The organism is Pseudoalteromonas sp. AS71, from assembly GCF_038900275.1.
In the GTDB taxonomy this organism is placed as follows: Bacteria; Pseudomonadota; Gammaproteobacteria; order Enterobacterales; family Alteromonadaceae; genus Pseudoalteromonas.
Genome location: NZ_JBBMQZ010000024.1, coordinates 1 through 13,557 on the forward strand (window position 1 = coordinate 1; position 13,557 = coordinate 13,557).

A 13,557-nucleotide genomic window follows, 5' to 3' on the forward strand; every position below is an offset into this window, starting at 1 on the left:
ATGCTTACCGTAACCGTTTGGCCATCTTCAATATCGGTAACTGTACCGCGCACAACGATTGCTTCACTTTCGCCGTTACCGTTAATAACACTATCCGCTGTTTTATCAATGCTGGTGGTGATTACTGCCGTGTTATCAAGCTCTACCGTATCTTCAGCGCTAACAGGGTTACCTGCTAAATCAGACGCTGTTGCAGTCGCGGTTAATGTACCGTCATTTAGGCTACTTGCATCAATTGGATCTGTGACATATTCACCATTAATTACGGTTGCAAGCACTGCAATCACTGGGTTTATTCCATCGCTCAATGTTACGGTAACCGTTTGACCATTTTCAACGTCGGTAACCGTACCGCGTACAACAATTGCGGCGCTTTCGCCGTTACCGTTAATAACTGAGTCGTCTGTTTTATCAATGCTGGTGGTGATGGCAGCAGTGTTATCTAATTCAACTGAATCTTGCGCTGTTACAGAGTTACCAGCTAAATCAGACGCTGTTGCGGTCGCGGTTAATGTGCCGTCGTTCAATGCACTAGCATCAATTGGATCTGTTACATATTCACCGTTTTGAACAGTTGCTTGTACTTCAACTGGTGGGTTAACGCCATCGCTAATGCTTACCGTAACCGTTTGGCCATCTTCAATATCCGTAACTGTACCGCGCACAACGATAGCGTCGCTTTCACCATTGCCGTTAATAACACCGTCGGCTGTTTTATCAATACTGGTGGTGATGGCAGCCGTATTATCAAGCTCGACTGAATCTTGTGCTGTTACAGGGTTGCCTGCTTTATCAGATGCAGTCGCAGTAGCGGTTAATGTGCCATCATTAAGGTTGCTTGCATCAATCGGATCGGTCACGTATTCACCGTTTTGAACCGTAGCCTGTACTTCAACTGGCGGGTTAACACCATCACTGATTGTAACGGTAACCGTTTGACCATCTTCAATATCCGTAACTGTACCGCGCACAACGATTGCTTCACTTTCGCCGTTGCCGTTAATAACACCGTCGGCTGTTTTATCAATGTTTGTGGTTATTGCAGCGGTGTTATCAAGCTCGACTGAATCTTGTGCTGTTACAGGGTTACCTGCCTCATCCGATACGCTTGCTGTAGCGGTTAATGTGCCGTCGTTTAGATTGCTAGCATCAATTGGATCTGTGACATATTCGCCGTTATTAACAATTGCTTGTACTTCAACTGGCGGGTTAACACCATCGCTAATGCTTACCGTAACCGTTTGACCATCTTCAATATCGGTAACTGTACCGCGCACAACAATAGCTTCACTTTCGCCGTTACCGTTAATAACTGAGTCGGCTGTTTTATCAATACTGGTGGTGATGGCAGCGGTGTTATCTAATTCAACTGAATCTTGCGCTATTACAGAGTTACCAGCTAAATCAGACGCTGTTGCGGTCGCGGTTAATGTGCCGTCGTTCAATGCACTAGCATCAATTGGATCTGTTACATATTCACCGTTTTGAACGGTTGCTTGTATTTCAACTGGCGGGTTAACACCATCACTGATTGTAACGGTAACCGTTTGACCATCTTCAATATCCGTAACTGTACCGCGCACAACGATAGCGTCGCTTTCACCATTGCCGTTAATAACACCGTCGGCTGTTTTATCAATGTTTGTGGTTATTGCAGCGGTGTTATCAAGCTCTACTGAATCTTGCGCTGTTACCGGGTTGCCAGCTAAATCAGACGCTGTTGCGGTCGCGGTTAATGTGCCATCGTTAAGGTTGCTTGCATCAATCGGATCGGTTACGTATTCGCCGTTGGTCACTATTACCGTTGTGGTTACTGCTGGGTTAACACCATCGCTAATGCTTACTGTAACCGTTTGACCGTCTTCAACGTCAGTAACCGTACCGCGCACAATGATAGCGTCGCTTTCACCGTTACCGTTAATTACTGAATCGGCTGTTTTATCAATACTGGCGGTTATTGCAGTGGTATTATCTAGCTCCACTGAATCCTCAGCGCTAACAGGGTTACCTGCTAAATCAGACGCCGTTGCAGTGGCGGTTAATGTGCCGTCGTTCAATGCGCTTGCATCAATAGGATCTGTTACATATTCACCGTTTTGAACGGTTGCTTGTACTTCAACTGGCGGGTTAACACCATCACTAATTGTAACGGTAACCGTTTGACCGTTTTCAACGTCGCTAACCGTACCGCGCACTATAATTGCGGCGCTTTCGCCATTGCCGTTAATAACACCGTCGTCGGTTTTATCAATACTGGTGGTAATGGCAGCGGTGTTATCTAATTCAACTGAATCTTGCGCTGTTACAGGATTGCCTGCAGCATCTGAGACGTTAACTGTGGCTGTTAATGTGCCGTCGTTTAGGCTGCTTGCATCAATAGGATCTGTTACATATTCACCGTTTTGAACGGTTGCTTGTACTTCAACTGGCGGGTTAACACCATCACTAATTGTAACGGTAACTGTTTGACCGTCTTCAACGTCGGTAACGGTACCGCGAACAACAATTGCGGCACTTTCGCCGTTACCGTTAATAACACCGTCGTCGGTTTTATCAATGCTGGCAGTAATAATTGCTGTATTATCTTGCTCAAAAGAATCTGTAGCTTGCGAAATATTTCCGGCTGAATCAACAACACTTGCAGTCGCTGATATATCACCGTCTACCAATGCTGATATATCAACATCAGATAATTCATAACTACCATTTTCAACGATAGTTGTAACTTCTACTTTATTGCCTGCTGAATCTGTAAAGATAATAGTAACTTCTTGACCATCTTCAACACCATTTATAATACCGCTTAGTGATAATTCAGTATTTTCAGAACTACCATTAATAATGCCATCTTCAGTTTTATCAATTTCTAGGGTAAGAGTACTTTGTGTATCTTTTGAAAAATTAACACTTTGCGTTGCTTCGTTTCCTGCTGCATCAAAAATACTAATTTCAGCTGAAATTTCACCATCAAGAAGTGACTCAATATCGCCGCTAATTTGCCAGTTACCATTTTCATCAACTTGTGTAGTAACAACTACTTGTCCATTGTTACTATCTGTAAATGTAACAGTAACTAACTGTCCTGGTTCAATACCTGAAACAGAGCCGCTTAGAGTTACATTATTTTGTTCCGCACTATTAATAATACCGTCTATATCTTGCGCTATTAAGTTAGCAGCAACCGAGCTGTCGTATTGAGTTTCATCGGAGGCATTTGCTGGGTTTCCAGCAGAATCTTGTGCTGTTGCAGTGGCTGATATTGTTCCATCATTTAATGATGAAATATCAACACCCGTTAGTTCATAAGCACCATTAACAACAATCGCTGTTACTGTGATTGGAGGATTTACACCATCACTTAAAACAACAGTGACTGTTTGGCCATCTTCAATACCACTGACGGTACCTTTAATAGTAACGTTTGTATCTTCTTCGCTATTTATTACACCATCTTCGGTTTTATCTATTTCAACCGTAATCGCAGCCGTTGCATCTTGAGTAATCACTTGCGTAGTTGTTGCGGCATTACCAAGTAAATCTTGAGCTTCGGCCGTTGCGCTAATTTCACCATCATTTAAAGTCGAAATATCAACATCTAATTGATATTGACCATCGATTACGACAGCTTCAACAATAACTTCATTACCCTCTGAATCTTTTAGAATAACTGATACTGTTTGACCGTCTTCAATACCTACGACAGTACCAGTTATATTAACTAAATTTTCTGAACCACTTATTACGCCATCTTCAGTTTCGTTTACTTCAATAGTAATAATCGCGGTGGTATCTTTTAAGAAAGTTTTTTGAATTTGAGTATCATTTCCAGCTTCATCTATAGTGCTGACTAGTAAAGTAAAGCTACCATCTGCTAAATCTATAAATGGCTCAGGACCAATACTCCATTGACCATTAACTACTGTTGCTTCATAGGTTGCAACTACATTCCCTTCAGAATCAATTATATCAACGGTTACTAACTGTCCATCTTGAACATCTATAACTTCACCAGCAATTTCTAATGGAGTATTTGTATTTAAACCATCTTCAAAATCAATAAATATACTTGCTTGCGTGTCTTTAATTTTTGTTTCGCTAGCTGAGTCATCTTCACTGCCGCCGACTAAAGAAACCCTTGCGGTTACTTCACCGTCATTGAGTCCTGTAATATCAATATTTTCTACAGACCAGAAACCATTTTGAACTTCGGTTGTTATTGTTATTTCATTACCGTCTTGGTCGCTCAATATAATTTGAATCAACGTACCATCGGCAACATTTTCAACAGTGCCTGAAAACTCTAAAGCAACAGCATCATATTTATTTATATATATACCGTCACCGCCTAAACGGCCCACGTTAAATACAGGATCTCGCGTAAACTCAATAAAATTTGGATCTTCTTCTTTAGCCGTTGCATCTGGTGTGGTTTCATAACCAGAATCAGGTACTAATTCCTGCGCTTGACGCGAAATTAATTGAAGCACCATTGCTGCTTGGCTTCCATCAACTCGGCTAGTTTGAGTAGCATTATTGTCAACACTGAGTTGTTCAAACGAAGCATTTTGCCCTAAATCTGTAACAAGCTGTGCTATAATATCTTTTGGAACGATAAAATTTTGATCGCTCTCAGGAAATATAAGTTCGTTACCTTCAAGTTCAATAGCGCTACTATTTAATATTGGTAGGTCTCGTAATTCTTCTGGAACTGAGTCAACTTTAACCCAGTCACCATTTTCCATAACGATCCAAATATTATTTAGTAGCTCAACAATTACAACAGCTTGATTTATATTTTCCAAAATAGATCCTAGGCAATTTACAAAATTAGGTTAAATTAAACGACAATTTATTTGTCTTATAATACATGATAAAGCATTACAAAAAAACAATTTTAAATTACATTAATTTAACATCGTTATTGCTATATATTTATATATAACCAGTATTACATAATTAACAAACAAGAATAAGTAATTCTTTATCACTAACAAAAAAAACAAAACAAAACTAAAAGCTTACTTTAATTCAAAATAAAACATACTTTATAATTTTTTACTTGTACTACTAACATTTAAATTAAATAGATCGAACTCAATTAGTTAACAAAGTATAATAATAACGATCTTTAAATTTAATATGTATGAAAGCAGTCAAAAAAATATGCAAAACTCGCGTTTTATTCCGTTCAGAAAGCAAGATATTGTTGATATATGTAGCGAAGAGCTTAATAGCAGCACACAACAGACATCGTTTAAACAGTTTTGTGATTTATTAGTTAGCCTTATTCATTACGACTACCACACGGTACTTGAAGCACTTAAAAATAACTACGCGCCATTTAACCCTAATAGTGATACCCGCATACTTACTCTAGTCTCTGCTGAGCAAAAAGCACAATGCCAACATGAATTTGCTAAAGATTTCGCTAAAGTATTAAACGCTGCTAATTTTGAAGTGATCACCAATGAAGACTTACAAGACGCATTAAATGAAGAGTCACTATTTAAGGTGCGCCTTGAGGTTGAGTTTGACGACTTTGAAGAAGTGGTATTTTATCGCCGTGGCGAGTCGCAACTCACTGAAACGATTACCAGCTTTTGGGGCCTTCGTAAAAAGCCGCTGCACTTTACTAATTACGACCGTGTTGCTGTGTTTATTCGCTTTAAAGATAGCGCTTATTTTAAAGCTAAAAATAAAACGCCAATGGGATTTGAGCCAAGTTCAACCATAGTAAAGCTGTTTCAAAATGTACCAAAGGCCGATCTCGAAATGCTATTTCCTAATAGTGAAGTACGTATGCGCCCTATCGATAAAGCAATTATTGGCTCATCGGCTTTAGTTGGCGGTGCAGTGGTACTTATTACCAAACTTGGTGCATCAATTGTATTATTGCTTGCTCTGTTTGCTTTTTGGGGTGGCTTTAGAAGTGAAGCTGTAGAAATGACCCAACAACATTTTATTACCTTTGCTATTGGCATGGGAGTATTTGGCAGCTTTATTTTTAAAGAATGGAGTAAGTTTAAAAACCGTAAAATTAAATTTATGAAAGCGCTTAGCGATAATCTCTACTTTAAAAACCTCGATAACAACGCGGGTGTTTTTCACACGCTTATTGATGCTGCCGAAGAAGAAGACATAAAAGAAGCCCTGCTTGCTTATACTTTTTTATTAAAATCAGAAAGTGGCTTAACCGCACAAACGCTTGATGAACAAATAGAGCATTGGTTTAAAAGCAAATATCAGTGCGATCTTGATTTTGAAATTACTGACGCGCTTGAAAAGCTGGTACGTATGCGTTTAGTAACGTGCACTAATGACGTGTATAGCGCAATAAGTTTAGACCATGCAAAAGCTATTCTTGATGAGCGCTGGGATAACCTTTTTCAATATAATTAACCAGTACGGTTTAATTAATAACAAAAAAGCAGCTGAAACTTCAGCTGCTTTTTTATTACATCATTAATAGCTAGTATTTAAGCTAATTCAGCCTCTTTTTGCTTATTAAACTTCGCATGCACTAATTTATAAAGTGCAGGCAATATTAATAGCGTAAGTAGAGTTGATGAAATAATACCGCCAACTACCACGGTTGCCAGTGGTCTTTGTAGCTCAGCGCCAGTACCTGTATTTAGCGCCATAGGGACAAACCCTAAGCTTGCCACTAAAGCGGTCATTAATACTGGACGCAAGCGCGAAAGTGCACCGGTTTGTATCGCATCAATTAAACTAAGCCCATCGGCTCTTAATTGTTTAATAAACGACAGCATAACCACACCGTTTAATACGGCTACGCCACTTAGCGCGATAAAGCCAACGCCTGCCGATATTGATAACGGCATATCGCGTAGCAATAACGCAAGCACGCCACCGGTAAGCGCAAGTGGTACGCCGCTAAATATAATTAACGAATCACGCAGCGATCCAAAGGCGCTGTACAATAAGCCAAATATAAGTAATAAAGTAACCGGCACCACCAGCGATAAACGCTTACTTGCTGATTCTAATTGCTCAAACGTGCCGCCATATTCAATCCAATAACCACTTGGTAAATTAAGATCTGAATTTAAAGCCGCCTGCGCATCACTTACAAAGCTTGCTAAATCGCGCCCTTCTACGTTTGCAGTAACAACTACATTACGTTTACCGCTTTCACGGTTTATTTGATTGGGCCCTTTTTCAATGCTGATTGTCGCCACTTCGCCAAGCGGTACAAATGCAAGGTCTGGGTTAGCACTTTTTGGCACTGCCACCGGCAAACGCGCAAGCTGTGTTATATCCCTAGACCAGCGTTCATCCAAACGCACTAATAACGAAAAACGTTTATCGCCCTCAAAAATAAGCCCTGTTTGCACACCGCCTACCGCAGCGCTCACACTTTGCTGTATATCGGTTACGGTTAAACCTAGTAGCGCCATATGATCGCGAAGCGGCGTAACCGAAAGCGTAGGCAAACCTTCCATTTGCTCAAGGCGTACATCGGTTGCAGCGGTTATGTTTTGCACCAAGGCTGTGGCTTTTTCGCCGTACTGTTTTAATGTTGATAAGTCATCGCCATAAATACGCACTGCAACATCGGCGCGCACACCGGCTATTAACTCGTTAAAGCGCATTTCTATCGGCTGCGTAAATTCATAGTTATTACCTGGCACTTCATTTACTAAATGGCGAATTTGCTTAACGAGTTCTTCTTTAGATAAAGTAGGATTTGGCCATTGATCGCGCGGTTTTAACATTAAAAAAGTGTCGGCAACGTTAGGTGGCATCGGATCGTTTGCTACATCGGGCGTACCAATTTTTGAAAATACTTTTTCAACTTCAGGTATGGCTAAAATGGCTTGCTCTAGCTCTTTTTGCATTTTTACCGATTGCTCAATACCGGTACCGGTAATACGCAGTGCATGCATGGCTATATCGCCTTCATCTAGCTGCGGTAAAAACTCAGCGCCCATATTTTTAACTTTAAAGCCAAGTGCAATCACTAAAATACCCGCAATACATACCATCACCCACGGTAACTTAAGCGATAGACCAAGTAGCGGTTTATAGCCTTTTTTAATACCACGCATAACTGCATTTTCGCTTTCACTCACCTTGCCACGTACGAATACCGCAATAGCGGCAGGTACAAAGGTAACGGCAAAAATAAGTGCGCCAACTAGTGCTGCAACAACGGTAAATGCCATTGGCTGAAACATTTTGCCCTCAACCCCGCTCAGTGCAAATAACGGTAAATACACCAGCATAATAATTAAAATGCCAAATACTGCAGGGCTGAACACTTCTTTAGTGGCGGCGGTTACCACATTTAAACGCTCGTTTAATGTAAGCAACCTGCCATGTTTATGCTGAGCCATACCGAGTTGACGCAGGCAGTTTTCAACCACAATAACAGCGCCATCAACAATTAAACCAAAGTCGATTGCGCCTAGACTCATTAAATTACCCGATACCCGATTACCCACCATGCCTGTAATGGCAAATAACATACTAAGCGGAATAACCATTGCCGTAATCAATGCGCCAGTTACGTTACCCAGTAGTAGCAGTAAAATAACAACCACTAATACAGCACCTTCGAACAGATTAGTTTTTACAGTTTCTATGGTTTTATCAACAAGGGTTGTACGGTCATAAACAGCCTCAACCACAACACCTTCAGGCAAGCTTAGCTGTACGTCTTTGAGTTTATCTGCCATGGCTTTTGCAACTACGCGGCTGTTTTCGCCAATTAGCATCATGGCAGTACCGAGTACGGTTTCTTCACCGTTATAAGTGGCTGCGCCTGTTCTGAGCTCTTTTCCTAAACGCACGTTAGCCACATCCTTTATGCGAACGGGTGCATCATCTCGCTTAGCAACAACCGTGTTGGCTATATCATCAATGCTTTTTAATTGCCCTGGTGAGCGCACTAAATATTGCCCATCAAAGCGCTCTATAAATCCGGCACCTTGATTGCTGTTATTTAATTTAAGAGCAGTAATAACATCGCTTAGCGTGAGCTTGTAAGCGAGTAGTTTTTCGGGCATTGGCGCTACTTGGTACCGGCGCTCAAAGCCACCTTGGCTGTTTATTTCGGTAACGCCTTTCACTTTTAAAAGCTGCGGGCGAATAACCCAATCTTGCAAAGTACGTAAGTCTTCTGCACTAAATGGGGTTCCATCGCCTTTTAATGCGTCTTTATTTGCATGCACCGAGTAAATAAAAATCTCCCCTAGGCCACTGGCAATTGGCCCTAAGTTTGGCTCAATATTGGCAGGTAAGTCTGAGCGAATACTTTGAATGCGCTCACTAATTTGCTGGCGCGCCCAGTAAATATCGGTGCCTTCGTTAAAAATAACGGTTACTTGCGAGAGCCCATAACGCGAAATCGAACGAGTATAATCAAGCTTTGGTATACCCGCCATCGCAGTTTCGATTAAATAGGTAATGCGCTGCTCGCTCTCAAGCGGGGTAAAACCAGGCGCTTTGGTATTTATTTGCACTTGCACGTTAGTAATATCGGGTACGGCGTCAACCGCTAAGTTTTGTGTGTTGTATACGCCAAATCCTGCAAATAAAAGCGTTAGTGCAAGCACCATCATGCGGCGTTTAACCGCAAAAGAAACTATCCAGTTAATCATGCTGTCTCCTAGTGTGAGTGGCTAGCGCCGCTTTTTAAAATATCTGCTTTTATTACATAACTGTTCTCAGTTACGTACTCACTATTAACAGAAAGTCCTTCTAACACTTCAACCCATTCACTATTTTTAGCACCGAGCTTTACAGCGCGTACTTCAAAAACATTACCGTTTTTAATAAACACGCTAGATTTACCGTTAAATTCCTGAATAGCAGTCGCTTTAACGCGTACAGCCGCATTTATATTTGCAGTGCTAATATCGCTATTAACGTGCATGCCTGGTCGCCAATGCCCGTCTGGATTTTTAAGCTCAACCCGAGCGCGCGCAATATGCCCGCCGCTCATCATTGGCGCGATAAAAAACACCTCGCCTTGCGCGTTTAAATGATGGTGTAAGTCGTACACTTTAGCGTTTTGCCCTATGGCTAACTTTTCAATATTTTCAGGAAATGCCGATAGCTCTACCCATACGGTTTCTAAGTTTACTATTTGCATTAGCGCATTATTTGCAAGCTCACCGCGCTTTAAATATTGCTCAGTAATAACACCCGTTATAGGACTTTTTATGATGTAATTTTGCAGTGTTTCGCGGTTAGTTACGCTTGCAAGCTTGTCACCTTTTTTAACGTTTTGACCAATGCTGACAAATATATCGTTAACTAAACCGGTGTAAGGCGCCATTACTTCAACAGTGCCGTGCGCGGTTGGTGCTATTACACCAAATAAAGTATCCATCAGCTCAACACTGCCTGACTGAGCAAGTTGGGTTTTAATACCTGCGCGCTCAATTGCTTGGGTGCTTAGTGTGGTGCGCCCTTCTTCTTGCTCATAATGATAATTTATTTTAGCCCCTTTATAGCGTGCCATAACGTCAAGTTTAAATGAGTGCGGCTCGTTTACACTTACGGTACTTACTAAATAGTCATCTTCTGCTTTAAAGCGAATAAGCTGTGGTTTTTCACTTAAACGCTGCACATTAATAGTTACGCTTAACTGGTTTATATCAACGGCTTTATTATTATCAAAACCATATATTCGCAGCTCCGTATTACCTGCAAATTGCGTTAATTTAAGCTCTAAATCAAGTTTGTTATTGGTTAGTAAAAATCCGCCGTGAGGACCTTTTTCTGCGTGTTCATCTTTATGACCTTCTTCGTGACTTTCTTCATGATTGTCGTCAGATGCCATAGCCGTGCTACTAAATAGCGAGAATGCAAACAGCTGGGTAATTAATAATGCGATAAGAGTTTTATTCATGATTGATGAGTCTCAATTAAAGGTTGGCCAGTTAAACGCTCAAGGGTAAGTAGCACTTGGTACAGCTCGCTATGAGTGGTGATAAGTGCGCGTTTAGAATCAAATAAAGCTTGTTGAGCGTCGAGTAATTGCAGTACCGAAATTTGCCCTTGCTGATAGCTTTTTAAGCTTTGCTTTATAAGCGTTTGTGCTTGTGGAATTACCTGCTGTGTCAACAGCTGTGCTTGCGCAGCTTTACCTTGGTAATACGCGTACAAGGTGCGTATTTGCTGGCGAAGTTGAATGCGTAACTGCCCTTGCTGCTCATTCAGCAGTGCAAGCTGGCTTTGAGCCGCCTCAATATTCCCGCTGTTAGAATTACTCAGTTGTAGCGGCATAGAAAACGAAAATACAAACGAGCTGGCATCTGTTTGTTGGTTATAACGCACGCCGCCGCTAAGTGTTAAATCACTTTCCCCGTTTGATTTTTGTAGCGATAAGTTAGCCGTTTGCTGCATATATTGCTGCTGTAACAAAGCAAAGTCTGGTGCTGTATTTACTGCATCAAGTAATGCTTGCTCATTTTTAAGCTCTGTAACTGTAGATAAATCCCCAGCATAATAATCACTCACTAGCGGTTCTTGCCAAAGCTCATTAAGTGCTAAGCGCGAGCGTTCAAATTCACTTTGTAGCATTGCAGTATTTAAATCTACTTGGCTTAATGCATAGCGCATACGTGTTACATCAGCTTGTGAAACCGCACCCGCTTCAGCGCGTTTTTCTATTGCTTTAAGCGCCTGCTTAACAGTACTTTTACGTTCCTCATTTAAAGCTATTAACGCCTGAAATTTAAGTACTTGGTAATAACGCTCAGTAGTAGTAGCAAAAAGCGCTAAGCGCGTATTTTTATACTCAATTGTTTGCGCTTTTATATTTGCAGTCGCGTAATTAACGCGGTTCTGGCGTTTATCGCCAAGCTCTATTAATTGACTCAGTGCAAGTGTGTACTGCGCCCCCGAAAATGCATGGGAGCCGTGGGTCCCTAAAAAATTTTCAGCTTCAAAACTCATCTCTGGATTAGGTGCAAGCGCAGCCTGGGTTTTAAGCGCACTCAATATTTTTTGATGATAAGGGTAGCGTTTAAGCTGTAAGTTTTGCTGCTCAGTATTTGTAAGCGCTTGCTTAAGGGTTAATACTTTTTGATTTTCGCTGTTAGCAAATGCGCTAAATACAGGCAATACGCACAGTAGCGCCACCAGCGTTATTGGTTTTTTATTCATATAGCGTGTCCGTTTTTAACAAACAGTGGGTGTGTTACAAATCGTAAGCACCCTAAATAGGCAAAATAGTACCTTTAACGCATATAAGCGCAGGCAATAAAATGCACTGAAATTATCTAAAAAATAATTAAACTAGCTAAGTGAATTAGGTGGCGGAACATCTGGCGGATAATTTAAGCCTTTGTAACAAGCTGGCTGCGTTGCTTGGCTTTGCTCAGGACTTATTGGATGATTTAGCGTACTGTAGTAACCACAGTGGCAATGTTGATGGGCATGAATTTCAGTAGGTGATTGAGCGTCTTCATCTTCTAAACTTGTTTGAGAATGAATATGGGTAACGTGATCGACTTCTTCTTGTAAATGATACACGGCCGCGTCACAGCTAATAAAGCTGTGTACAAGCACTAGGAGTATCACGACTAAAAAGTAGTTTGAGCGCATTGCGACCTATAAAATCCAAAAATACAATTAACAACGCACGCACAATACATTAAACACTTCAAAAAGTAACGAGCTACTTTCTATACATTGATGGCGACACACCTACCGACTTCTTAAAACGTTTGGAAAAAATAAAAATATTTGAATACCCCACATAACTTGCCACATGCGAAATTGGCCAAGCCGTGTTTAACAGTAAGTTTTTAGCACGTTCAATGCGTAAATGAATAAGTTGTTGTATTGGGCTTTTACCAAATAGCGCTTGGCATAAACGGTGTAAATGCGGCGATGAGTAATGCACATGCTCGCACATTGCCTCTATTGTCCAATCAAACTGTAAGCGCTTATCTACCTCTTCAAACAAACTAATTAAACGGTTATGCGCCGCACCCTGTGAGTTATTTTGCAGCGTAGCATTTAAGTAATGACTTAAAATAGGCATGACGCTTTCGCGTAAATTAGCATTAGGCTCGCTATATAAAAGCTCCATAGCAAGGTGTAACGGCTCAAGCTTTTGATCGGTTAACACCAATGCTTGCGCTAAATTTAAATGCTGCCAACGTTTAGTGTTTGCAAGGTTTAACCAAATAACATCCCAATGTTCAGCATCAATTTTAATTTCAAAGCTTTGCTTAGCGGGTAGCACAATAAGTGTATTGGCATTAAGTGTGTACTGCTCATTTTGTGTTGTTAATTTACCCTGCCCAGCAAGTGTATAAAAAAGTGTATGTTCTAGCGGTGCTGAGCGTGCTACGCAATAACGACCCGATAGGTTTGAGCAACCCGCAAGTGCTATTTCAAGGTTTGGTATTTGCGCGAGCGTTTGTGAATCAATAAAGCGTTCTATACAGCGCGGACCAATATCGAGTATATCTTTAATGTTATAGCGCATAATTACAATGATAGTTTTGGATAAATAAAAGAGAGCTTTAAGCATAACCCTTGCGATTATTTTTAGCTATATTTAGCAAATTATAA

7 protein-coding genes are annotated in these 13,557 nt (G+C 40.9%); 1 reads left to right on the forward strand and 6 read right to left on the reverse strand.

All coding sequences use genetic code 11. The features are described 5' to 3' along the window. The coding region (locus WNY98_RS16765; RefSeq protein WP_342878448.1) for an Ig-like domain-containing protein at window positions 1-4,802 on the reverse strand (4,802 nt) is incomplete at its 3' end. Window positions 4,803-5,163: 361 nt separating this feature from the next. Between WNY98_RS16765 and WNY98_RS16770 the strand changes: the two genes are divergently transcribed. Next, entirely contained in the window at window positions 5,164-6,399 is a 1,236-nt protein-coding gene (locus WNY98_RS16770; RefSeq protein ID WP_342878449.1) for a TMEM143 family protein, read from the forward strand. Window positions 6,400-6,476: 77 nt separating this feature from the next. Here WNY98_RS16770 and WNY98_RS16775 read toward each other — a convergent pair whose 3' ends face one another. The 5 genes from WNY98_RS16775 to WNY98_RS16795 all read right to left on the reverse strand — a co-directional run bounded on the left by WNY98_RS16775 (window position 6,477) and on the right by WNY98_RS16795 (window position 13,471). Beyond that, window positions 6,477-9,623 carry a CusA/CzcA family heavy metal efflux RND transporter gene (locus WNY98_RS16775; RefSeq protein ID WP_342878450.1) on the reverse strand — a complete coding sequence of 1,049 codons (3,147 nt, stop codon included), beginning with the start codon at window positions 9,621-9,623 and terminating at the stop codon, window positions 6,477-6,479. Window positions 9,624-9,631: 8 nt separating this feature from the next. Further along, window positions 9,632-10,879 carry an efflux RND transporter periplasmic adaptor subunit gene (locus WNY98_RS16780; RefSeq protein WP_342878451.1) on the reverse strand — a complete coding sequence of 416 codons (1,248 nt, stop codon included), beginning with the start codon at window positions 10,877-10,879 and terminating at the stop codon, window positions 9,632-9,634. Then, complete coding sequence (locus WNY98_RS16785; protein ID WP_342878452.1) at window positions 10,876-12,138, reverse strand: TolC family protein; 1,263 nt, start codon at window positions 12,136-12,138, stop codon at window positions 10,876-10,878. The genes WNY98_RS16780 and WNY98_RS16785 overlap by 4 nt, the downstream gene beginning before the upstream one ends. A 132-nt stretch (window positions 12,139-12,270) precedes the next feature. Beyond that, a complete protein-coding gene (locus WNY98_RS16790) occupies window positions 12,271-12,579 on the reverse strand; it encodes a hypothetical protein (RefSeq protein WP_024600694.1) in 309 nt (102 codons plus the stop codon). A gap of 73 nt (window positions 12,580-12,652) precedes the next feature. Further along, on the reverse strand, window positions 12,653-13,471 hold the full coding sequence (locus WNY98_RS16795; protein WP_342878453.1) for an AraC family transcriptional regulator: 819 nt from the start codon (window positions 13,469-13,471) through the stop codon (window positions 12,653-12,655). Between the last annotated feature and the right edge of the window lie 86 nt (window positions 13,472-13,557).

Coding starts and splice junctions, on each gene's coding strand:
- WNY98_RS16790 (WP_024600694.1), bottom strand. CDS start 12,579: ATGCGCTCAAACTACTTTTTAGTCGTGATACTCCTAGTGCTTGTACAC.
- WNY98_RS16780 (WP_342878451.1), bottom strand. CDS start 10,879: ATGAATAAAACTCTTATCGCATTATTAATTACCCAGCTGTTTGCATTC.
- WNY98_RS16785 (WP_342878452.1), bottom strand. CDS start 12,138: ATGAATAAAAAACCAATAACGCTGGTGGCGCTACTGTGCGTATTGCCT.
- WNY98_RS16775 (WP_342878450.1), bottom strand. CDS start 9,623: ATGATTAACTGGATAGTTTCTTTTGCGGTTAAACGCCGCATGATGGTG.
- WNY98_RS16795 (WP_342878453.1), bottom strand. CDS start 13,471: ATGCGCTATAACATTAAAGATATACTCGATATTGGTCCGCGCTGTATA.
- WNY98_RS16770 (WP_342878449.1), top strand. CDS start 5,164: ATGCAAAACTCGCGTTTTATTCCGTTCAGAAAGCAAGATATTGTTGAT.